This is a genomic window from Leifsonia sp. McL0627, from assembly GCF_058244615.1.
Genome location: NZ_JBZCGM010000002.1, coordinates 1,122,470 through 1,144,877 on the forward strand (window position 1 = coordinate 1,122,470; position 22,408 = coordinate 1,144,877).

The 22,408-nt window shown below is 69.2% G+C and carries 20 protein-coding genes, 1 tRNA gene and 1 pseudogene; 19 read left to right on the forward strand and 3 right to left on the reverse strand.

Going from position 1 to position 22,408, the window contains the following annotated elements; translation table 11 throughout:
• Nucleotides 1-52: 52 nt before the first annotated feature.
• The gene (locus AC37TH_RS05990; RefSeq protein WP_490763425.1) at nucleotides 53-943 is read right to left on the reverse strand and encodes a sigma-70 family RNA polymerase sigma factor; all 891 of its coding nucleotides are present in this window, start codon (nucleotides 941-943) and stop codon (nucleotides 53-55) included.
• A 77-nt stretch (nucleotides 944-1,020) separates the two neighbouring features.
• On the opposite strand from AC37TH_RS05990, the gene AC37TH_RS05995 reads away from it, so the two are divergent.
• Both AC37TH_RS05995 and AC37TH_RS06000 read left to right on the forward strand, forming a co-directional pair.
• On the forward strand, nucleotides 1,021-1,809 hold the full coding sequence (locus AC37TH_RS05995; protein ID WP_490763426.1) for an SDR family oxidoreductase: 789 nt from the start codon (nucleotides 1,021-1,023) through the stop codon (nucleotides 1,807-1,809).
• A gap of 34 nt (nucleotides 1,810-1,843) precedes the next feature.
• Nucleotides 1,844-2,392, forward strand: coding sequence for a DUF1697 domain-containing protein (locus AC37TH_RS06000; protein WP_490763427.1), 549 nt, complete (start codon nucleotides 1,844-1,846; stop codon nucleotides 2,390-2,392).
• On the opposite strand, the gene uxaC is transcribed toward AC37TH_RS06000, so the two are convergent.
• On the reverse strand, nucleotides 2,382-3,800 hold the full coding sequence (gene uxaC, locus AC37TH_RS06005; RefSeq protein ID WP_490763428.1) for a glucuronate isomerase: 1,419 nt from the start codon (nucleotides 3,798-3,800) through the stop codon (nucleotides 2,382-2,384). The two genes, AC37TH_RS06000 and uxaC, sit on opposite strands and share 11 nt — an antisense overlap.
• A complete protein-coding gene (locus AC37TH_RS06010) occupies nucleotides 3,797-4,831 on the reverse strand; it encodes a LacI family DNA-binding transcriptional regulator (RefSeq protein WP_490763429.1) in 1,035 nt (344 codons plus the stop codon). Before AC37TH_RS06010 ends, uxaC begins: the two co-directional genes overlap by 4 nt.
• 144 nt (nucleotides 4,832-4,975) lie before the next feature.
• On the opposite strand from AC37TH_RS06010, the gene AC37TH_RS06015 reads away from it, so the two are divergent.
• From AC37TH_RS06015 to AC37TH_RS06095, 17 genes and pseudogenes are all read left to right on the forward strand, one after another.
• Nucleotides 4,976-6,334: an ABC transporter substrate-binding protein gene (locus AC37TH_RS06015; protein WP_490763430.1), complete on the forward strand. Its 1,359-nt coding sequence runs from the start codon at nucleotides 4,976-4,978 to the stop codon at nucleotides 6,332-6,334.
• Nucleotides 6,335-6,346: 12 nt separating this feature from the next.
• Nucleotides 6,347-7,357 (forward strand): carbohydrate ABC transporter permease, encoded by a 1,011-nt coding sequence (locus AC37TH_RS06020; protein WP_490763431.1) that lies wholly within the window; start codon nucleotides 6,347-6,349, stop codon nucleotides 7,355-7,357.
• Nucleotides 7,354-8,229, forward strand: coding sequence for a carbohydrate ABC transporter permease (locus AC37TH_RS06025; protein WP_490763432.1), 876 nt, complete (start codon nucleotides 7,354-7,356; stop codon nucleotides 8,227-8,229). Before AC37TH_RS06020 ends, AC37TH_RS06025 begins: the two co-directional genes overlap by 4 nt.
• A 20-nt stretch (nucleotides 8,230-8,249) precedes the next feature.
• A pseudogene (locus AC37TH_RS06030) lies at nucleotides 8,250-9,082 on the forward strand (sugar phosphate isomerase/epimerase family protein).
• On the forward strand, nucleotides 9,079-10,221 hold the full coding sequence (locus AC37TH_RS06035) for a Gfo/Idh/MocA family protein (RefSeq protein ID WP_490763433.1): 1,143 nt from the start codon (nucleotides 9,079-9,081) through the stop codon (nucleotides 10,219-10,221). Before AC37TH_RS06030 ends, AC37TH_RS06035 begins: the two are co-directional and overlap by 4 nt.
• Nucleotides 10,222-10,225: 4 nt before the next feature.
• A complete protein-coding gene (locus AC37TH_RS06040; RefSeq protein WP_490763434.1) occupies nucleotides 10,226-11,104 on the forward strand; it encodes a sugar phosphate isomerase/epimerase family protein in 879 nt (292 codons plus the stop codon).
• Nucleotides 11,101-12,552, forward strand: coding sequence for a mannitol dehydrogenase family protein (locus AC37TH_RS06045; protein ID WP_490763435.1), 1,452 nt, complete (start codon nucleotides 11,101-11,103; stop codon nucleotides 12,550-12,552). The genes AC37TH_RS06040 and AC37TH_RS06045 overlap by 4 nt, the downstream gene beginning before the upstream one ends.
• 1 nt (nucleotide 12,553) lies before the next feature.
• On the forward strand, nucleotides 12,554-13,804 hold the full coding sequence (manD, locus tag AC37TH_RS06050; RefSeq protein WP_490763436.1) for a D-mannonate dehydratase ManD: 1,251 nt from the start codon (nucleotides 12,554-12,556) through the stop codon (nucleotides 13,802-13,804).
• Entirely contained in the window at nucleotides 13,801-14,322 is a 522-nt protein-coding gene (locus tag AC37TH_RS06055) for a gluconokinase (RefSeq protein ID WP_490763437.1), read from the forward strand. Before manD ends, AC37TH_RS06055 begins: the two co-directional genes overlap by 4 nt.
• 233 nt (nucleotides 14,323-14,555) lie before the next feature.
• Nucleotides 14,556-15,287 (forward strand): DUF2510 domain-containing protein, encoded by a 732-nt coding sequence (locus tag AC37TH_RS06060; RefSeq protein WP_490763438.1) that lies wholly within the window; start codon nucleotides 14,556-14,558, stop codon nucleotides 15,285-15,287.
• 90 nt (nucleotides 15,288-15,377) lie between these two features.
• Nucleotides 15,378-15,467 (forward strand) — tRNA-Ser (locus AC37TH_RS06065).
• A 116-nt stretch (nucleotides 15,468-15,583) separates the two neighbouring features.
• The gene (locus AC37TH_RS06070) at nucleotides 15,584-16,564 is read left to right on the forward strand and encodes a hypothetical protein (RefSeq protein ID WP_490763439.1); all 981 of its coding nucleotides are present in this window, start codon (nucleotides 15,584-15,586) and stop codon (nucleotides 16,562-16,564) included.
• Nucleotides 16,565-16,773: 209 nt separating this feature from the next.
• Complete coding sequence (locus tag AC37TH_RS06075; RefSeq protein ID WP_490763440.1) at nucleotides 16,774-17,934, forward strand: ABC transporter substrate-binding protein; 1,161 nt, start codon at nucleotides 16,774-16,776, stop codon at nucleotides 17,932-17,934.
• A gap of 24 nt (nucleotides 17,935-17,958) precedes the next feature.
• A complete protein-coding gene (locus tag AC37TH_RS06080) occupies nucleotides 17,959-19,761 on the forward strand; it encodes an ABC transporter permease (protein ID WP_490763441.1) in 1,803 nt (600 codons plus the stop codon).
• Entirely contained in the window at nucleotides 19,758-20,615 is an 858-nt protein-coding gene (locus tag AC37TH_RS06085) for an ABC transporter ATP-binding protein (RefSeq protein ID WP_490763442.1), read from the forward strand. Before AC37TH_RS06080 ends, AC37TH_RS06085 begins: the two co-directional genes overlap by 4 nt.
• Nucleotides 20,612-21,337 carry an ABC transporter ATP-binding protein gene (locus tag AC37TH_RS06090; RefSeq protein ID WP_490763443.1) on the forward strand — a complete coding sequence of 242 codons (726 nt, stop codon included), beginning with the start codon at nucleotides 20,612-20,614 and terminating at the stop codon, nucleotides 21,335-21,337. The genes AC37TH_RS06085 and AC37TH_RS06090 overlap by 4 nt, the downstream gene beginning before the upstream one ends.
• Nucleotides 21,334-22,374 carry a putative FMN-dependent luciferase-like monooxygenase gene (locus tag AC37TH_RS06095; RefSeq protein ID WP_490763444.1) on the forward strand — a complete coding sequence of 347 codons (1,041 nt, stop codon included), beginning with the start codon at nucleotides 21,334-21,336 and terminating at the stop codon, nucleotides 22,372-22,374. Before AC37TH_RS06090 ends, AC37TH_RS06095 begins: the two co-directional genes overlap by 4 nt.
• Nucleotides 22,375-22,408 lie beyond the last annotated feature (34 nt).

The following is a 22,408-nucleotide window of genomic DNA, read 5'->3' on the forward strand; positions in this document are numbered from 1 at the left end:
TGCGTCAAGAGGGCACTCGTGAGGACGGCCGGCGGCGGCGATCGGCGGCTGCCTAAGCGCCGCCTCGCAGCGCGCTTTGCACATCCAGTTGCCGCAGCCGTGCGGGGTCGGCGAGGACGTCGAGCCCGACGATGCGGTCGCCGACGATGTCGAACGCCATGATCGAGAAGACGCTGTCGTTGAGGACGGCCGCGACGCCCGGCCTGCCCCCGATGAGGATCGGGACGGAGTGCGCGGCCAGGCGGGCGGCGAGCACCGCCTGCTCGCCGATGGCCTGTGCGCCGTCGAGCAGCTGGGTGGAGGTGCCGTAGTCAGCCCGGAGCACCGCGCCGTCGTCGAGGAGCGAGAGGAGCGCGCGCAGGTCGCCGTTCTGGGCGGCGTCGAGCCACGCGTGCACGAGCCGACGGTCGCGCTCGCGCTTCGGCTGCGGCTCCGGCTGCGGCTCTTCCTCCGCGCCGCGCACCCTGCGCCGGGCGCGGGACGCGAGCTGCCGCGCCGCCGCCGGCGACCGATCGAGCACGGTCGCGATCTCGTCGAACGATTCCCCGAAGACGTCGTGCAGCACGAACGCGATCCGTTCGGCGGGGCTCAGCGTCTCCAGCAGCACGAGCAGTGCGGTGTTGATGCGGTCGCTCTCCGCCACCTGTTCGGCGGGGTCCTTCTCCGTGGCGACCGGCTCCTCCCGCCACGGCTCGACCTGCCAGGAGTGCTCGCGGGTGCGGCGCGGGGTGCGCAGGACGTCGAGGCTCACGCGGGACACGACTGTGGTGAGCCACGCATCCAGATTGTCGATGGTGGACGCGTCCGTGCGGGCGAGCCGGAGCCAGGTCTCCTGCACCGCGTCGTCGGCGTCGGCGGCGGAGCCGAGCAGCCGCGTGGCGATGGCCGTCAGCCGCGGACGCTCCCTCTCGAAACGCTTCGCCAGAAAATCTCCGTCGGTCATGTCACATCTCCTCGTCGGTGATCGTCGGAATGTCGACGAGGGAACGCCCTCGGATGTGACAAGGGAGGAAGACCACCATGAACGCTCCACTGCTCGTGACCGGCGGAACAGGGAACATCGGCAGCCACGTCGTGCCCCTGCTCCGTGCTGAGGGCCGCGACCTCCGGATCCTCTCCCGCCATCCTCGCGCCGATGAGCCGGGAATCCAACAGGTCGCCGGTGACACCGTGACCGGCGACGGACTCGCCGCGGCGCTCGACGGCGTGGATGCGGTGCTCCACCTGGCCGGAGGGGCGAAAGGCGACGACGTCGGTGCGCGAACCGTCTCCGCCGCGGCGAAGGCGGCCGGAGTGCGCCACCTCGTCTTCATCTCCGTCGTCGGGGCGGACAAGATGCCGATCGGCTACTTCCGCCGCAAGGCGGAGGCCGAGCGCATCGTCGCGGAGTCCGGTGTGGCGTGGACGGTGCTGCGCGTCGCCCAGCTGCACGATTTCGTGCTCCCGGTCGTGCGGGGCATGGCGAAGCTGCCGCTGCTGCCGGTTCCAGGCGGGCTGCGGTTCGAGCCGGTCGACGTCGACGAGGTCGCCCACCGTCTGGCGGAGCTCACGCTCGGCGAGCCGGTCGGCCGCGCCGCGGACATCGCGGGACCCGAGGTGCTCGACATCCGCCGGCTGGCCGAGGCGTACGCCGAAGCGAACGGGAAGAAGCCGCGCGGTCGGCTGCCGCTCCGCCTCCCCGGCGCCGTCGGCCGGGCGTACCGCGCCGGAGACAACCTCGCCGGAGACGGGGCGCTGCGCGGCCAGCGGACGTGGCGGGAGTACCTGCAGGCTGGCGTCGCGCATCCATCGGCGGCGTCGTCTCGCTAGTCCTGGCCGGACGTGACGGTGGCATCATGGCGTCATGACCCGATACGTCGCACTGCTGCGCGGGATCAACGTCGGCGGAAACAACCTGATCGGCATGAATGCGCTCGCCGCCGCCCTCCGCGACGCCGGATACGACGACGTCCGCACCCACCTCCAGAGCGGCAACGCGCTGTTCACGTCCGCGTCGCGGAGCGGGACGCGCCTCGAATCCGCCATCGAGACTGTGCTGCAGGAGCGGTTCGGCACGCACGTTCCCGTGATCGTCCGGTCGAGGGATGCCCTGGTGGAGACGATCGAGGCGGCCCCGGCCGACCACGGTTCCGCCGACCTCCGCAGCGACGTCTACTTCCTCAAACACCCGCTGACTGCCGCAGAGGTCATGGAGCAGATGCCCGCGCTGCGCGACGGCGTCGACTCAGTGGCGCCGGGTCCGGGCGCGATCTTCTTCTCCCGCACGGTCGCCCAGGCGACCAAGACCCGCATCACCCGTCTGTACGCGCTGCCGGTGTTCAAGCGGATCACGGTGCGCTCCTGGCGCACGACGACCCGGTTGCTCGAACTGCTCGACGACGTTACGAGTTGAGCCGGAACGTCGCCCGCGGGATGTCGTCGACCAGGCGGTGCGCGATGGCGAACGCGTCCTCTTCCGTGAGCTGGTGCGTGACCACCAGCGACGACAGGTACGACGCATCCACGCGCCGGGACATGTCGTGCCTGGCCGGGATGGAGCAGAACGCGCGCGTGTCGTCGATGAAGCCGCTGGTCTTCGTGAAGCCGGCGCTGTCGGTGATCGCCTGGCGGTAGCGGAGGATCGCGGCGGGGGTGTCGAGGAACCACCACGGCGCTCCGGCGTAGACGGACGGGTAGAACCCGGCCAGTGGCGCGATCTCGCGGGAGAACGTCGTCTCGTCCACGGTGAAGAGCACGATGCGGAACGTGCTGCTCGTGCCGAAGTCGCGCAGGATCGGGGTGAGCGGCGCCGTGAAGCCGCCGACGGCCGGCAGGTCGTGGCCGGTGTCCGGACCGAACGCGTCGAACGTCGGGCGGTGGTGGTTGCGGATCACGCCGGGGTGCAGCTGCATCACCAGGCCGTCCTCCGCCGCGAACTCGGCGAGCCGGTAGAGCATGTTGCGCCGGTAAGCGACGGCCTCGGTGGCGGTCAGGCTGCCGTTCAACGCCGCCAGGTGGATGCGCGACGCCTCCGCCTCGGGGAGCGGCTCGCTGCCGGTGTCGATCACACCGGTGTCCGTGGCCGTTCCTCCGGCGGCGATGAACGCCTGGCGGCGGGCGCGGAGCGCGGCCAGGAGGCCGGGATAGGTGGAGGTGTCGATGTCGGCGCGGGCGGCCAGCGCATCCAGTCGGCCGCGCCAGGTGGGCTCGTCCGGGTGCATGTAGCGGTCGGCGCGGAAGGTGGGGACGACGCGGCCGGTGAAGGTGGGGTCGTCGCGGAGGCGCTGGTGGGCGGCGAGGTCGTCGGCGGGGTCGTCGGTGGTCGCCAGCACGGAGATGCGGAAGCGGTCGAACAGGGCGCGCGGCCGGAACTCGGGTCGAGTGAGGGTCTCGGAGAGCTGATCGTAGAGTGCGTCTGCGCTCGCCGCGGAGGGCTGCTCCGTCAGGCCGAAGACGTCGCTGAACTCGGACTCGAACCAGAACCGCACGGGGGTGCCGAGGAAGACGTCCCAGTTCTCGCAGAGCCTCCGCCAGATCTCCCGGCCGGAGGCGGTGGGCGCGGCTCCGTCGCGGGAGAGCCCGAGCTCGCCGAGCGGGACGCCGACGGCGTGCAGCATCCGCGTCACGTAGTGGTCGGGCGTGATGAGGAGCGCGGACGGGTCGCCGAACGGCTCGTCGTCGGCGAGCATCGACGCTGGGACGTGGCCGTGCGGGGAGACGATCGGGGCGTCGGCGACCGTGGCGTGCAGGCGCCTCGCCAGGTCGCGCTCCGCCGGATCGGCGGGGAACAGGCGGTCTGGATGCGGGGCGAGCGTGGTCATCTGGGTCCTTTCTGGTCCCGCACTGGTCCGGTGGAGGACCGCACGGTGAGGTGCGTGGGGAGGGTGGCGCCCTGGCGCATCCCGATCGGCCCCTCGCCGTCGAGGCGGGAGAGCAGCATGGAGACGGCGGTGCGGCCGGCCTGCTCGATCGGTGCGGTGAGCGTGGTCAGCGGCGGGTTGCAGAAGTCGGCGCCGAAGATGTCGTCGCAGCCGACGATGCTCACGTCGCCGGGAACGTCGACGCCGCGCTCGCGGAAGCGGGCGAGCATCCCGATGGCCAGGAGGTCGTTGAAGGCGATGCAGGCGGTGACGCCGGCGTGCAGGATCGCGTCGGCCGCGGCCGCCCCCGCGTACTGCCGGGGTGCGAACGGCCCGAGGCGCGTCGCAGTGACGCCGTAGCGCTCCGCCGCGCGCACCATCGCCCGCCAGCGGCCCTCGTTCGACCACGAGGTCTCCGGACCGGACACGTAGGAGAGCTGCGTGTGGCCGAGGGAGACGAGGTGGCCGACGGCCTGCTCGATGCCGCTCGGGGTGTCGATGAAGATGTGCGGGACGCCGCGGGTCTGCCGGTTGATCGCGACCAGCGGGATGTCCTTCGCAAGCACAGTGAGGCGGCGGTCGGTGAGGCGCGAGGCGGCGAGGATGGCGCCGTCGAAGGAGCGGCGGAGCTTGTGCAGCATCCCGTCCTCCAGTTCGTCGGACTCTTCCGTGTCGACCAGGATCTGCGTGTACCCGGCTGCTTTGAGCTGCTGCTGCGTTCCCCGGATGATGCCGAAGTAGAACGGGTTGGTGACGTCGGAGACGAGCACCGCGATGGCCCTGGTCTTGCCGCTCGTCAGCGCGCGGGCTTGCGAGTTCGGGACGTAGTTGAGGGCCCGGGCCGCCTGCTCGATGCGCTCACGGGTCAGCGCGTTGACGCGACCGGGGTTCGAGAGGGCGCGCGACACCGTCGAGGTGGCGACTCCACTGGCCGCCGCCACGTCTGCGAGAGTGGCGGGGCGATCCGACCCCGCTCCGGCGAGAGGCTGCATGACGACATTTCAGCACACGATGGCAATTTATGGCAATCGGTTGCAGCAACGTTGCCGCGCCTTTTAGAGTCCTCAGCAACCATCCTCCGTGCACCAGCAGAGGGTGCTGACAACTCACGTCCCTGTCTCAAAGGAGAGTCACGAATGAGATCTCGCATCGCGCTCGGCGCGGTCGCCGGCCTGGCCGTCATCGGCCTGGCCCTGAGCGGCTGCTCTTCCTCCGGGAGCAACAACTCCTCCAGTTCCGGCCCCGTCGACGGCAAGGGCAAGACCCTCGACGTCATGATCGGCGCGAACGGCCTCTACCCCACCGAACAGCAGCAGTGGTTCAAGGATGTCTCCGCCCAGTTCCAGAAGCAGACGGGCGCCACGGTCAAGTTCGAGACCTTCGCATCGGCGAACGACGAGCTGACCAAGATCCAGACCTCGGTCCTCAGTGGTCAGGGCCCGGACATCTACGACCTCGGCACCACCTTCACCCCCACGGCGTACTCCACCGGCGCGTTCGTCAAGCTCACCGACGCCGACTGGCAGAAGGTCGGCGGCCGTGACCGTTTCGTCCCGGCCACGCTCGGCATCTCCGGGCCGGACGAGAAGAACGAGGTGGGCATCCCGTTCGCAAGCCGTCCGTTCGTGATGGCGTACAACAAGGATCTCCTGAAGGCAGCAGGCATCGACAAGCCAGCAGACACCTGGGACGGCCTCGCCGAGCAGGCCAAGAAGCTGACCAGCGGCGACGTGCACGGCATGGCCATCGGGTACGCCGACGGCTTCGATCCGTGGAAGTTCGTCTGGGCGATGTCGATGCAGCAGGGCAACACGATCCTCGACCTCAAGAACAAGAAGGCCACGATCGACGACGCCGCTGTGAAGAAGGCGTACGAGACGTACTTCGGCTGGATGACGAACGACAAGGTCGTCGATCCGGCCGCGATCGGCTGGAAGAACGCGAACGCCGTCGCCGCCTTCGCCGACGGCAAGGCCGCGTTCCTGCCGATGGTCTCGTCGTCGTCGCAGGTCTCGCTCGACAAGTCCAGCGTCGCCGGCAAGTACGGCTACGCGGTGATGCCGACCATCCCGCCGGGGGAGACCTCGCTGCCGAGCAAGGGCAAGGCTGCGGCGACCATCATCTCCGGAGACAACATGGTCGTCGCCAAGTACTCGAAGAACCAGGACCTCGCCTTCGCCCTGATCAAGATGCTGACCAGCACCGACAACCAGGTGAAGTACACGAAGACCTTCGGCGACCTGCCGACCAACGCCGACGCCGCCAAGCAGATCGAGACGGGCAACGCGCTCATCGCGCCGATCCTCGAGGCGGGCACCAAGGCGTACGGCACCCCGTTCACCGGGGCGTGGGGTGACACCCAGCTCGCACTGACCAACGTGGTGGTGCAGTCCATCCCGTCGCTGTCGAACGGCTCCGTGTCGTCCTCCGACCTCGACGCCAAGCTCAAGACGGCCCAGGATGCCGCCCAGAGCGCACTGAACAAGGCCAAGTAGCCGGACCCGATCATGTCCAACCCCACCCTGGCCGCGCCGGAAGGCGCGACCGGCCACGAGAGCGGTTCGCCCGCGGGGATCACCCCCGCGGGCGGCCGCCCCGGCCGGACCGACCAGCACGACACGCCCCGCCGCAAGCGCAAGTACGAGCGCAACCGGCCCCTCTGGATGCTGCTGCCCGGCGGTATCCTCATGCTCGTCATCATCGTGGTGCCGCTGCTCGTCGCGGTGGTCATGTCCACGCTCGACCTCGACCAGTACACGCTGCAGAGCTGGCTGCAGGCGCCGTTCATCGGCCTGCAGAACTACATCGAGGCCATCGTCTCGTCGTCGCTGCTTCGCTCGATCGGCATCAGCGTGTCGTTCGCGCTCATCGCCGCTGTGGTGACGATGCCGATCGGCCTCGCCGCGGCGCTCGCGACGCAGAACAAGTTCCGCGGGCGGGCACTCGTCCGTTCGCTGTTCCTCATCCCGTACGTGCTTCCCGCGTTCGTGGTCGGCACGCTCTGGCGCACCATGCTGCAGCCGGGCGGGGTCGTCGACGCCACACTCGGGGCGATGGGCATCCACACCGGTCTGTTCCTCAACGGGCCGCTCAGCTACTGGTCGCTGATCGTCGTGCAGATCTGGACGTCGTGGCCGTTCTTCTACCTGCTCGTGCTCGCCGGGCTGCAGTCGGTCGACCACGAAGTGCACGAGGCGGCGGCGCTCGACGGCGCCACCTGGTGGATCAAGCTGCGCTACGTCATCCTGCCGTACCTGCGCGGGCCGATCCTGCTGGCGTTGATCATCGCGTTCCTGCACAACATCAACGCGTTCACGCTGCCGTTCGTGCTGTTCGGGGTTCCTGCCCCGGAGGCGGTCGACGTGCTGCCGGTGCTGACCTACGTGACCAGCTTCCAGAGCTTCCGGTTCGGGCTGAGCGCCGCCATGGCGATCTGCTCGCTCGTGCTCATCGCGATCCCGCTGTTCGTCTACCTGCGGGCCGTGAAACTCGACTCAGGAGAGGAGGACAAGCGATGACCGCCGTCAAGCCGTCCTCGTCCGACATCACGCGGTTGCTGCCGCGACCGCTGCTCGTCACGATCATCGTGGTGCTGCTGGTGATCGTGCTCGGCCCCGTGCTCTACATGCTGTTCGCGTCGATCAACTCCGACGTCGCCGTGGCGGGCGGCGCGTTCTTCCCGACCGAGCTGCACCTCGACAACTACCTCAAAGTGTGGACGACCGTCGACCTCGGCACCGGCCTGATGAACAGCGTGATCGTCTGCGTGGCAGTCGCCATCGTCTGTGCGTTCCTCGCCGTCGCGACGGCCTACGTGCTCGTGCGCTACGACTTCCGGGGACGCCTGACCTTCCTGCGCGGCCTGCTCGGCCTGCAGTCGATCCCCGGTACGCTCATGCTGCTGCCGGTGTTCGTGCTGTTCTCGTCGACCGCGAGCCTGCTCGGCGTGCAGATCATCGGGACGCGCTGGGCGGTGTTCATCACCTACCTGACCTTCGCGCTGCCGTTCTCGACCTGGGTCATGGTCACCTACCTGCGCGGCCTGCCCAAAGCGCTCGAAGAGGCCGCGCGCATCGACGGGGCGTCGTCGTGGCGCATCCTGACCGGCATTGTGGTGCCACTCAGCTGGCCGGGCATCGTCGTCTCGGGCATCTTCGCGTTCCTGCTCGGCTGGAACGACGTGCTGTTCGCATCCGTGCTGACCAACCCGGAGACCCGCACCGCCGCCGTGGCGCTGCAGGTGTTCGGGGCAACGCAAGAGGGTGGCGCGATCCCGCTCTACGGGCAGATGATGGCGGCAAGCCTGATCTGCGCCGTGCCGGTGGTCGTGCTGTACCTCGTGTTCCAGCGCTACCTCGTCGGTGGCCTGACCTCTGGAGGAGTGAAGTGAGCCAGAACGCTCAGAATTCGGTGAGCTGGGCCCTGTCGGGCTTCGGCGACGAGATCGACCAGGACCCGGTGGTCCAGGTGGCGGTGCTGCAGGCGCTCGGCGCGAACCACATCGAGGTTCGCAGCGCCTGGGTGTGAACATTGTCGACCTCGACGCCGCGCAGCTCGACCGGCTGGCCGCCGTGTTCACCGAGCGGGGGATGGGCGTCTCGGCCATCGCCTCCCCGATCGGCAAAGTGGATGTCTCCCTCCCCGTCGAGCACGAGGTCGAACGTCTCGGCCGTGCCATCGCCGCGGCGAAACGGCTCGGAACCCGCTACATCCGGCTGTTCTCCTTCTATTACGGAGACGGCGTGGCCGTGGAGAGCATCCGCGACGACGTGATGCTCCGGATGCGCGCCCTCGCCGACGCCGCGGAGGCCGCCGACGTCGTCCTGCTGCACGAGAACGAGAAGGACATCTACGGCGACACCCCCGAGCGCTGCCTCGACATCGTCGAGACGGTCGCGTCCCCGAACCTCCGGCTGGCCTGGGACAGCGCGAACTTCGTGCAAGTCGGCGTCGCGCACCCGTTCGACGACGGCTACGCAGCGCTTCGCCCGCACCTGGAATACCTGCAGGTGAAGGACGCGCTCAGCTCCACCGGCGAGGTCACCCCCGCCGGCGAGGGCGACGGGCAGCTGCTCGCCACTCTCACCGCGCTGCGCGACGACGGGTACACCGGCTTCGCCTCGCTCGAACCCCACCTCGCCGACGTGAACAACATGGGCGGCTTCTCCGGACCGGAGGCGTTCGGCCGCGCAGGCCGCGCGCTCCGCCGCCTCGCCGACCAGATTGGAGTGCAGCTCGTATGAGCACGCGCCTGAACGTGGCCATCGTCGGCTGCGGCATCATCGGACTCAACCACGCCAGAGCCATCGCGAGGCACCCCCGCCTCGCGATCACCGCACTCGTGGATGCGGTCCCCGCCGCCGCCAGCGCGCTCGCCGACCAGATCGTGTCCGAGTTCGGCGGGGAACGTCCAGCAGAGTTCGAGACGCTTCCCGCCGCCGTCGCGGCGGCTGACATCGACCTTGTGGTGATCTGCACCCCGAGCGGGCTGCACGTGCAGCTCGCGGAGGAAGCGCTCGCCGCCGGGAAGCACGTGGTGATCGAGAAGCCGCTCGACGTCTCGATGGCGCGCGCCCGGCGCATCCTGGAGCTGTCGAGGGAGGCGGAGCAGAACGGCCTGGTGGTCTCGGTGATCAGCCAGCATCGCTTCGATCCGGCCTCGGTGGTCGTCGCGGAGGCCGCGCACGGCGGAGCGCTCGGCCGGGTGACCAGCGGGATCGCCTCGGTCGCCTGGTGGCGCAGCCAGGACTACTACGACTCCGGGCAGTGGCGCGGCACCTGGGAGCTCGACGGCGGCGGCGCCGTGATGAACCAGGGCGTTCACACCGTCGACCTGCTCGTCTGGTTCCTCGGCCGCCCGGTCGAGATCGTGGCCCAGACCGCTCTGCTGGCGCACGAGAGGGTCGAGATCGAGGACATCGCCGTCGCGACGGTGCGCTTCGAGTCCGGCGCGCTCGCCGTGGTGCACGCGACGACGGCGGCATACCCGGGCGGGTCGGTGCGCATCCAGGTGCTCGGCGACCGCGGCTCGGCGGTCATCGAGGACGACCAGCTCGAATACCTCGGTACAGCAGACCCCGCCGCGTTCGATCCGAGCGGGGCGAGCGTCGTGAACCGCGCCGCCGAGGTCGTCGAGGCGAGCGAGGTGCGCGGGGGCGAACGCGGCGCAGATCGCTTCATCGTCGGCCACCTGCGCCAGTACGAAGACGTTGTCGATGCGATCGAGCAGCACCGCGCACCGGGCGTGACCGTCGAGGACGCGTTCGTGTCCCTCGCCGTCGTGCGCGCCATCTACCTGTCGGCCACCCTCGGCCGGCCGATCACGTTCGACGAGGTGCTCTCCGGGGCGCTCGACGACATCACCGTCACGACAGGAGCCTGACGCAATGAAGTTCTCGGTGTTCACCGCATCCACCCCCGACTGGACAGCAGAGGAGGCGGCGCAGACGCTCGCAGCCCAAGGCTGGGACGGGATCGAGTGGCGCGTCATCGACCAGGGCGACGCGACGCCTCCCGGGTTCTGGGCGGGCAACCGCTCAACCTGGCGGCTGACCGGGCTGGAGGAGTCCGTGTCGGAGATCGCGCGCATCACCAGCGCCTCCGGGCTGGAATACTCCGGCATCGGCGGCTACGCCCGGTGCGACGACCACGCCAACGTCGACAGGATGCTTGCCGCCACCGCCGCCCTCGGCGCACGCCAGGTGCGCGTGACTGTGCCGCGCACCGACTCCGGCGAGGACTACCGCGACCTGTTCGCGTCGGCCAGGCGCGACGTGGAGCGGGCCGCCGCGCGTGCGGGCGAGCTGGGCGTGAAGGCGCTGATCGAGCTGCACCACGAGACCATCACGCCGTCGGCGTCCGCCGCGTTCCGGCTGATCGACGGCATCGACCCGCAGACGGTCGGCGTCATCCACGACCTCGGCAACCTCGTCATCGAGGGTCAGGAGGCGACGCTGGCCGCCTTCCAGCTGCTCGGCCCGTACCTCGCCCACGTGCACGTCAAGAACGTCGCCTGGCTGCCGGGGGAGCCGGAGGCCGACGGCACTGTGCGCTGGCACCACGAGTGGGCGCCGCTGCGCAGCGGCGCGGGCGACGTGGAGGCGTACTTCGCGGCGCTGCACGCGTTCGGCTACGACGGCTGGGTGACGTCGGAGGACTTCTCCACCGAACTGCCGCTCGCCGAGCGCACCCGCGACAATCTCGCCTACCTGCGCCAGGTCGAAGCGTCGACCAGGGCTCTCGCGGGCGCCACGGCCACCGCATGACCACGCCGCCGCGCTCCGAGCGTCACCCCGTCCGCATCGTGCACCTCGGGTTGGGCGCGTTCCATCGCGCGCACCAGGCCTGGTACACGCAGCGGGCGAACGAGCGCGGCGGCACGGTCGGCGACAGCACTGGCGACGCGACCAGCTGCACGACCGGCGACAGCGGCTGGGGGATCGCGGCGTTCACCGGCCGGAGTCCGGAGGCGGCCCGCGTGCTCGCCGCCCAGGACGCGGTGTACACGCTGATCGAACGCGGTCCCGTCTCCGACACCGCGAGCATCGTGGAGGCGCTGAGCACCGTCGCCGACGGCGCAGACGTCGAGCGCTGGCGGGCAGCGGTCGCGGACCCGGCTGTCGCCGTCGTGACGCTGACCGTGACCGAGGCGGGCTACCGGCCGCCCGCGGACGCGCTCGACGCCGACCGCGCCTCGCTGCAGGATTGGGGTGGCGCATCCACTGCCCCCGGCCGGCTGGTCGACGGGTTGCGGGCGCGCCGTGCAGCGGGATCCGGGGGGATCGCTGTGGTGAGCTGCGACAACCTGCCGGACAATGGGCGCGTGGCGAAGGACGCGGTGCTCGGCCTGGCGCGCGACGTCGACCCCGGCCTCGCCGACTGGATCGCGTCCGAGGTGTCGTTCGTCTCCTCGATGGTCGACAGGATCACCCCGGGCACCACCGACGCCGACCGGGCGGCTGCGGCCAGGCTGACCGGCTACGACGACGCGGCTCCCGTGGTCACCGAGCCATTCAGCGAGTGGGTGCTGAGCGGCGACTTCCCGGCCGGGCGACCGGCCTGGGACGCGGTCGGCGCGCAGTTCGTCGACGACATCGAACCGTACGAACGCCGCAAACTCTGGCTGCTCAACGCCGGGCACTCGCTGCTCGCCTACCGCGGACTGCTGCAGGGACACGCGACGATCGCGGAGACGATGGACGACGACGCGATCGCCGCAGACCTCGAACGCCTATGGGCAGAGGCCCGCACCGAACTCCCGTTCGACGACGCGACCCTGGAGGCGGCCCTCGCCGCCCTCCGCAGCCGCTTCGGCAACGCGCGCATCGAGCACCGGCTGGCGCAGATCGCGTCGGACGGCTCGCAGAAGCTCGGGCCGCGCATCCTGGACCCGTTGCGGTCGAGGCTGGCGGCCGGACGGCCGCCGGGCGAGGCGCAGACCGGTGTGCTCGCCGCGTGGGCCCTGCACCTGCTCGGCGACGATGTGCGCGACCCGGGGGCCGCTGCGCTGGCGTCGCGGCTGCGGGGGATCGCATCCGGTGACGACGCTGCGCTCACCGCCGCCGTGCTCACCGAACTCGCACCGGACCTGGCGGGCGACACCGCCGTCACCGACCTCATCCAGAGCCGGATCGCACACCTGCGCGCCGGCGCCACCACCATCATCACCACCATCACCACCACCGAACCACCGCTACCGACAGGAGCACACTGACATGCGCATCACCTCAGCCGAGGTGCTCGTCTCGAGCCCGGGCCGCAACTTCGTGACACTGCGGATCACGACAGACGACGGCTACACCGGCCTCGGCGACGCCACCCTCAACGGCCGCGAGCTCGCGGTCGCCGCCTACCTCAGCGAGCACATCGTGCCGCTGCTGATTGGGCGCGACGCGCACCAGATCGAAGACACCTGGCAGTACCTCTACCGGGGTGCGTACTGGCGTCGGGGCCCGGTGACGATGGCGTCGATCGCCGCTGTCGACACGGCGCTCTGGGACATCAAGGCCAAAGCGGCCGGGATGCCGTTGTACCAGTTGCTCGGCGGACGCAGCCGGGAGGGTCTGCTGGTCTACGGCCACGCCTCCGGCGCCGAACTGCCCGAGCTGTTCGACTCCATCACCGAGCACCTGGAGGAGGGCTACCGCGCCGTGCGGGTGCAGACGGGCATCCCCGGGTTGCCGTCCGTGTACGGCGTCGCGTCGAGCAAGAACGCCGCGGCCGGTGCCGGGTCCGGCTCGGATGCGCGTTACGACTACGAGCCCGCTCGCCGCAGCGCCGTGCCCGTCGAGGAATCCTGGGACACGCGCGCGTACCTGCGCCACGCGCCGACCGTGTTCGAGGCCGTGCGCAACGAGTTCGGGCCCGAGCTGCCGCTGCTGCACGACGCTCACCACCGGCTCACGCCCATCCAGGCGGCGAAGCTCGGCAAGTCGCTGGAGCCGTACGACCTGTTCTGGCTGGAAGATGTGACGCCGGCTGAGAACCAGGCGGTTCTGCGCCGGGTGCGCGAACACACGACGACGCCGCTGGCGATCGGCGAGGTGTTCAACACGATCTGGGACTACCGCGAACTGTTCGAGGAGCAGCTGATCGACTACGTGCGCTCGCCTGTCACGCACGCGGGCGGCATCACCGGACTGCGCCGGATCTTCGATTACGCTGCCGTGTACCAGATCAAGTCCGGCGTCCACGGCCCCACCGACGTCTCGCCGGTCGGCCTGGCCGCAGCGATCCACCTCGGCATCGCGATCCCGAACTTCGGAATCCAGGAGTACATGAAGCACAGCCCGACGACGCACGAGGTGTTCCGCACCACGTACACCTTCGAGAACGGGATGCTCGCCCCCAGCGACGCGCCCGGGCTCGGTGTCGACTACGACGACGTCGTGGCGCAGTCGTTCCCGTACGAGGCGGCCTACCTGCCGGTGAACCGTCTGCTCGACGGTTCCATGCACGACTGGTGAGCGGGGCCGGTGTGGACGGCGTGCCGCTCCGCGTCATCGTCATGGGCGTCTCCGGTTCGGGCAAGAGCACGATCGGCGCACTGATCGCCGACCGGCTCGGGCTGCCGTTCGTGGACGGCGACGCGTTGCATCCGATCGAGAACGTCCGCAAGATGGCCGGGGGCACGCCGCTTGACGACGCCGACCGCGGGCCGTGGCTGCGCGCCGTCGGCCGAGCACTCGTGGAGGCGGACGGCGGCGAGGTGATCGCCTGCTCGGCCCTGAAGGTCGCGTACCGCAACCTCATCGCCGCCGAGGCGCCCGGCACGGTGTTCGTGCACCTCGCCGGGTCGCGGGCCGTGCTCGCCGCGCGGATGGAGGGCCGCACCGACCACTTTATGCCGCCGGCGCTGCTGGACTCCCAGCTCGCGACGCTCGAACCGCTCACCGCCGCGGAGCGCGGCGTGACCGTCGACATCGACGCGCCGGTCGACGACGTGCTGGCGCACGCCGTCGCCGCGGTCCGCGCGCTCGCCTGACCCGCGCCGCTTCGCGCCGCACGGCTCGTGCGAAACGTGCGGTCACGGCCCCCGTAACCGCACTTTTCGCACGAGTCGCGCCAAGAGCGTCCGCGAGGCTCGTGCGAAACGTGCGGTCCCCGCGCTCGCGACCGCACGTTCGGCACGAGTCGTGCGCCTGACGGCGCATCCATAGGCCACAGCGGTAGCATACGAGCCGGGCGGCCGACGGGTCGCAAGAGCGGAGCCGCAGCATGAGCAACACCAACGCACACGTCCCAGCCGGGTGGTACCCGGACCCGAGCGGCGCGCAGCAGCTGCGCTGGTGGGACGGGACGCAGTGGACGGCGCACTACGCGCCGGCCGGTGGTGCGGGTGGTGCCAATGGTGCCGGTTCGGCGGGAGCCGCCTCGGCGCAGCAGCCCGCGTACGTGCAGCAGCCCGTCGCGCCCTCGTATGCGCAGCAGCCGGCATACGGCCAGGTCTACGCCCCCGCGCGCCCTCGACTGGCCGACGGAGCCCGCATCTACAACGCGTACATCTGGCTGGTCGTCGCGCTTCCGTTCGTGAGCATCGTGCTGCTGCCGTTCTACCAGCCACACCTCGACATCGTCGCAAGCCCCGACGGCCACGTCACCTCGATGAACCCGTTCGCGTTCTACACCCCGGTCTACTTCGCGCTGGTCGGCGTCGGCTTCCTCGCCTACGCCCTCAGTGTCGTCTTCGCCTGGCTCGACTACCGTGAACTGCAGCGCACAGGGGTCGTCCGCCCGTTCCACTGGGCCTGGACGTTCCTCAGCGGCCTCGTCTACGTCATCGGCCGCAGCGTCATCGTCCGCCGTGTCGCCCCTCGCCGCGGCCTCGCCCCGATCTGGGTCACGATCGGCCTCTACGTGCTCTCGCTCGTCGTCTCCATCGCCTGGACGGTGAGCTTCATGTCCACCCTGATGAACACCATCCCGAACATGCAGAACCTCGGAGCCTGACGCCCCTCCCTCAAGCTGGGAGGCCGGTGTCCGGCCCCGCCTGAATCGTCCGTTATGATGGCTGTCGTGCGTCCGTCCCACGGACGCTCAGGAGACGTCGCATAGTTCGGCCTAGTGCACCACCCTGCTAAGGTGGAGTGCCCGTCAAGGGCACCGTGGGTTCAAATCCCACCGTCTCCGCGCTGTGATGTCTCAGGACATCCGACTAGCCCGAACCCTCAAGATGTGGGTGCGGGCTATTTCTTTGTGCAGGGTTGGTAGTCGCGTGTGGTGTCGATGGTGATCGGGAGGCGTAGGTGGCATCGTTCGCGATACGGGATGCGCTGAGCGTTTCCGCCAGGCGGTTCCTCGGCTCGCCCGTCCGGGCGACCTCGACCATCGCCGTGGCTCTCGTGCTTGTCGCAGCAGCTGTCGCAGTGCCCATATCGACGGCTTCGGAGCACAGTGCTGCCGTCGACCGCTACGAGGCCGCCAGTTCGCGGCTGGATCGGCTGACTGATCAGCTCTCCGCTGTAGATTCCCGATTCATCGATGTGACAGAGGTCCTCGTCAGTCTTTCCCAAACAGTGGAGACCCTGCGATCCAGTCCCGCCGGTGTCCTGCCGACATCGCATCACGCCGTCTTGGATGCGGCTGCGGTGGACATTGCGAGAGTCCTGGCGCAGAGATCGGGTGAGGCGCCTGGTGAGCAGGAGGCCACAGCGTTCACCGACTCTACGACGGAGGAGCTCACTGCGGCGGCAATCACGGTGGAGAGACAGACACGGCGCGAGGTGGCCTGGCTCGACGCCACACGCGTCGCCCTCCGCAAGGCGGACAGCCAGCGCGACGCGACGAAGGCGCTGCTGGCCCAACTCGTTACGGGTGCGGAACAGTCCGGTGACCGTCCCCCCATCGACCCGCTGGAGACCGCCGGTACGGCACTTCTCGCGACGTATCCGCGAGCGGACGCCGCCACCCGCTCGGCGCTGACGGCCGCCGCCGGTGTGGCACGGACTGCAGCGGACGCCCGGGCTACCGTCGAGGCGGAGCTGCTGGCCTTCGTCGCGCGCGCGCACGACCTCGCCGCATCTCAGGAGGCGGCCGATCGCGCCGCTGCCGAAGCCGCTGCGCGAGCCGCGGCAGAAGAGGCGGCTCGCGCAGCGGCTCGGTCCCGGAGCGAATCCTCCGCCTCCTCCGGCGAGTCTGGGAGCGGTTCGATACCCGTCACCTGGCCGCCGCCGCCCGAATTCCCCATCATGAACCACCCCCCGCAGCTCGACCTGACCGGCCCGTAGGGCTGGGCAGTCTGTCGCTGGACGGAAGTTCCAGGACGACAGGTTCCATACCCCCTCGCGCCTAGCCCTCGACGAGGTCGAATCGCAATCTCCGTGACAGCTGATTACGCAGCACTACCGACTGTGACCGTAGGGGGTGCTGCTGCTACAAGCAGCCTCTAGCTTCGGCGTTGCATCACAACCCATCACGCAGCCCGAAGGAACCGATCATGAAGAGACTTATCCGAAGCGCGGCCGCAGCTTCTGTCGCGACGCTCGCGATCGTCGGCCTCGCCGCGTGCGCCAGCGGCTCCGCCGCATCGTCTGGCGACTCATCCGGCGCGAGCCCTGTGTACTTCGGTGTCTCTGCGGCCACCACGGGACAGTACGCGCAGTACGGGGAGCAGTTCAAAGAGGCGTTCGATCTGGCCGTCGAAGAGGTCAACGCCGACGGCGGTATCAACGGGCACCCCGTCGCGCTCAAGTACGAGGATTCGCAGTCCGACCCGAAGCAGTCCGTGGCCGTGGCCCAGAAGTTCGTCGGCGACGACAGCATCAGCCTCGTCTTCGGCGACTACTCGTCGGCCGCATCCATCCCCGCGTCGCCGATTTACACCGCGGGCAAGCTGGTGCAGTACGGCTTCAACAACTCCAACCCCGACTTCACGGCCAAGGGCACCCAGTACCAGTGGTCGACGTCCATCACGACGAGCGCCACATACACGTGGACGGCCGACTACATCAAGAAGCAGGGGATCCACTCGGTCGGTGTCAGCTACCTCAACACTGCCGACTGGGGCATCCCCGCATACAACGCGTTCAAGGCGGAAGCGAAGAAGGTGGGACTGAAGATCACCGACGCCGAAGGCGTGCTCGACACCTCCGACGACTACCGCCCATCGCTGACGAAGGCCGTCGCCGACAAGCCGGAGGCGTTCGTTCACATCGGCTACGGTCCGGATGCGGCGAAGATCGTCACACAGCTGCGCGCGATCGGCTACGACGGCACCTTCTACGGCGGCCAGGACGAGCAGTCGTTCGACGGAACCAAGGACGCCGAGGGAGCCATCAACGGCGCTGAGTTCCTCGCCTCCAACCCGGCGAAGGAGGTCCAGACGTTCGTGAAGGCGTTCAAGAAGAAGTACCCGCAGGAGACCGAGGTCACCGGATTCGAGGCCGGCGCATACGACGCCCTCCACGTGGCTGTCGAGGCGGCGAAGATCGGCGGCACCAGCCGTGAGGGAATCCTCGCGGGCTTCAAGAAGGTCAAGGACGTCCCGAGCGTCGTCTACGGGAAGATCAGCTTCGACCAGTCGACGCGTCGTGTCGCGTCGCCGCAGCTGACCCCGAGCATCCTCAAGGACGGCAGCTGGGTCGCGTACAACGGCTGACCCGTTGACGCTCCTGAAAACATCATGCTCGACACTCTGATCGCCGGCCTGCTCCGAGGGAACGTCTACGCCCTCGGAGCGGTCGGCATCTCCCTCGTCTTCGGCGTCATGAACGTCGTCAACTTCGCGCAGTTCTCCTTCTTCGGGCTCGGCGCGATGCTGTCCTGGTTCTTCATCGTGAAGATCGGGCTCCCCTTCTGGCTCGCGCTGATCGTCGTGCTCGTCATCTGCGGCGCGCTCGGGCTGCTCATCAACGTGACCGTCGTCCGCCCGCTCGCGAAGTACCTGCCGTTGGCGGCAATGCTCTCCACATATGCCATCTCGCTGATCCTGGACAACGCCTCGCAGATGGCGTTCAGTGCGCAGTTCCGCGTCTTCCCCGACGTGCTGCCCACGTCGAACCTGCAGCTCGGCAACATGCGCTTCGGCACCTCCGACGTCGTCATGCTGGGGACGACCGCCGTCATCATGGTCGTGATGACCCTGTTCCTGAAGTACGGGAAGGTCGGTCGCGCCATCCGCGCAACAGCGCAGGACCAGGAGGCTGCCCTGCAGATGGGGATCCCCGTCGGTCAGGTGCAGCACGTGTCGTTCGTGATCGCGTCGGCGCTCGGCGGCCTCGCCGGTGTGTTCATCGCCCTCTACGTCGGAATCGCGAACCCGACCTCGGGCCTCGACGTCGGACTGACCGCGTTCGTCGCGGCCACCCTCGGCGGTCTCGGGTCGCTCGTCGGGGCGGTGATCGGCGGGTTCGTGCTTGGCGTGCTGGAGGCGTTCGGCATCCACTTCTTCGGCGACACCGCACGCGAGATCATCGTGTTCGTCATCCTGATCGTGGTGCTCATCGTTCGGCCGGGCGGTCTGCTCGGCAAAGTGCCGCTGGTCTCGAGCGAGCCGTTGACGGGAACGTTCCTCGGGAAGGGGCGTCCGATCCGCATCCCGCGCTGGGTGTGGCTCGCCGCTTTCGTCGTCGGCGGTGTGGTCATCCCGCTGGTCGCGAACGACTACGTGCTGACCACCGGAACGCAGGTCCTGATCTACGCGATCATCGCCGCCGGGTTCACGGTGACCGCCGGGCAGGCGGGCGTGCTCGCGCTCGGCCAGGCCGGCCCGATCGCGATCGGCGCGTACACCTCCGCTCTGCTCTCTCTGTATCTGCACTTCCCGTTCTGGGTTGCGCTGCCCGTGGCCGGGATCGCCGCCGCCGTCGTCGCGTCGATCCTCGCCTCGCCGATCTGGGGAGTGAAAGGCCACTACATCTCGATCGCGACGCTGGGCCTCGGAATCGCCATCGTCGCAGTGATCCAGCTGATTCTGCCGCAGGGCCTCTACAACATCCCGGTGCCCGAATGGTTCGGGACGCCGCTGAACACCCCACAGGCGTACTACCTGATCGACTTCGGCGTGCTCGTTCTGACGCTGCTGGTGATGTGGCGAATCCGGCGGTCGCATCTCGGCAAGGTCATCTCCTCCGTCGGCTCCGACGAGGTCGCAGCGCTCGCCTCCGGAGTCCGCGGACGCAACTACAAGGCGCTCTCGTTCGCCGTCTCCGGCTTCTTCGCCGGCGTGGGAGGCTCCCTGCTCGCGCACCAGTACACATACATCGACCCGACGATCTTCACCATGCTGATGTCGCTCCTCGTGGTGACGATTGTGATCCTCGGCGGGATCAACCTGCCGTATGGGGCGGTGATCGGCGCGATCGTGCTGATCGGGGCGATGGAGCTGCTGCGGTTCACACCCGAGTTGCGCATCGTCGTCTACGGCCTGGTTCTCATCCTCGCGGTGCGGTTCCGGCCGGGAGGGATCCTGGTGAAGAACGCATGAGCGAACCACTGCTGGAGGTGCGCGACCTCGAACGGCACTTCGACGGTGTGAAGGCCGTGGACGGCATCTCTTTCTCCGTCGCACACGGCGAGGTCGTCTCCATCATCGGACCCAACGGGTCTGGCAAGACCACGACGCTCAACCTGGTGACTGGCACCTTCCGGCCCAACAACGGGACGATCGCGCTGGAAGGCGAACGGATCGAGCGAGCGGACAGCGCGCGGATCGCCGAGCACGGCATCGCTCGCACCTTCCAGAACGGACGTGTCTTCGCAACCCTCTCCGTGGCGGACAACATCGAGGTCGGACTCCACTCGACCCTCCGGGCGAACCGCCCGTTCCGCCGGCTGTCGAACGTGTTCCTGCTGCGCTGGATCCCCCTGCTCGCCGAGCTGTACATCGCGATCGTCGGTACGCCGGCCTCCCGCAGGGAGCAGAACGAGATCGCGGCGACCGTCGAGTCCGGGATCGACCGGTTCGAGGCGCGGCTCGGGCCGCGTCGCGACGACCCGGCATACTCGCTCAGCTATGCCAACCGGCGGCGCACCGAGATCGCCCGCGCGCTGGCCCTCGCGCCCAAGCTGCTCGTGCTCGACGAGCCGACGGCCGGGATGAACCAGTCGGAGACCGCTGAGGTGCTCGAACAGCTGCTGGAACTCAAGGCGGCCGGGCAGACCATCCTGCTGGTGGAGCATAAGCTCGACCTGGTCATGACCGTCTCCGATCGGGTGATCGTGATGGACGGCGGCCGCATCATCGCCGAGGGGCGCCCGGACGAGGTCCGCACGAACCCCGCCGTGGTCGAGGCGTACCTCGGCCGCCGCCGGGGACTGGGAGGGGTGGACCTCAAATGACCGAGCTGCTCGCGCTGGACGACGTGAACGTCTACTACGGCCCGTTCCACGCGCTGCGTGGCAACTCGCTGACCGTGGGGGAGGGGGAGATCGTCTCACTGCTCGGCGGCAACGCCAGTGGCAAGTCGACGACGATGAAGACCATCCTCGGACTGGTCCGCCCGAAGTCCGGCACAGTCCGGTTCGCGGGTGAGGACGTCACCCACGCGCCCACCCGCCGCCGGGTGGCCGCCGGCATCGCCTCGGTGCCGGAAGCCAGGCGGGTCTTCCCCGAGATGACCGTCGACGACAACCTCATCGCCGGCGCGTACACGCGGCGCGACAAAGCAGGCGTCGCCGAGGACCTCGACAGGATGCGCACCCACTTCCCCCGGCTCGCCGAGCGTCGCCGCCAGCAGGCCGGGACGCTGTCGGGCGGCGAGCAGCAGATGCTCGCCTTCGCCCGTGCACTGATGAGCCGTCCGCGCCTGGTGTGCATGGACGAGCCGACGATGGGGCTGTCGCCGAAGCTCGTCGACCAGGTGCTCGACGAGATCGTGCGGATCAACCGTGAGCTCGGCGTCGCCGTGCTGTTCGTCGAACAGCAGGCGGAACTGGCGCTGTCCATCGCCTCCCGCGGCTACGTCCTCGCGACGGGGGCGATCGTGCTGGAGGGCACCGCGCAGGAACTGCTCGACAACCCTCAGATCCAAGAGGCATACCTTGGAAAGGCAGGACAATGACCGGCGCACCCCAACGGCGGCAGCGGCTCGGGTTCTTCACCCGGCTCCTCGACGACGGGAGCGCACGCGACCGCTACCGCAGCGCGATCGACCAATTCGTGCGCGCCGAGGAGGTCGGTTTCGACAGCGTCTGGGTCGCCCAGCACCACTTCCACGAGGACGAGGGCGGCCTCCCGTCGCCGTTCGTCCTCCTCGCACAGGCGGCGGCGCGCACCTCCCGCATCCACCTCGGCACGGGGATCGTGACCCTGCCTCTGGAGGAGCCGTTGCGTGTCGCGGAGGACGCCGCGGTGCTGCAGCTGCTGTCGGACGGCAGGGTCGAGCTCGGGATCGGGTCGGGAGGGACGCCGTCGTCGTTCCCGCCGTTCGGACACGATTCGGGCGACCGCGCGGCGATCTACGATCGTCACCGGGAGACGTTGGTGGCCGCGCTGCGCGGAGAGACCCTGACGTCGGACGGGGGCGCCCTGTATCCCGCTGCGCCCGACCTGCTCGGAGCGGTGTGGGAGGCGACCTTCTCCGCGGCGGGCGCCGAGCGCATCGGACGCCGGGGAAACGGCCTCATGCTCTCCCGCACCCAGCCGCGGAAGAACTGGACAGACCCGACCTCCCCCGAACTGCAGGATGCGATTGTCGACGCCTACCTGGCGGCGCTTCCCGTGGGTGTCGAGCCGCGCATCCTGGCGTCGCGGTCGGCGCTCGTCGTCGACACAGAAGCGGAAGCGGATCGCTGGGTGCGGCGCGGCATCGACCGTGGACGGAGTTTCATCGACGCGCAGGGTCTGGAGGTGCCGCCCGGGGCCTCCGACGCCGAGCTACTGGCGTGGCTCGACATCCACATCGGGACGCCGGAGCAGGTGCTGGCGACGTTGCGGACCGACCCGATCCTGGCGCGGGCGACCGACGTCGCCTTCCAGCCGCACCCCATCGATCCGCCGAACGACACGGTGCTGCGCTCCATCGAGCTCATCGCCGCCGACGTCGGGCCCGCTCTCCTCGACTGGACGCCGGCGCTGCCCGCATCCGCGAACCACTGACCTCCGCGAATTACGGACATCCGCGAACCTCTGA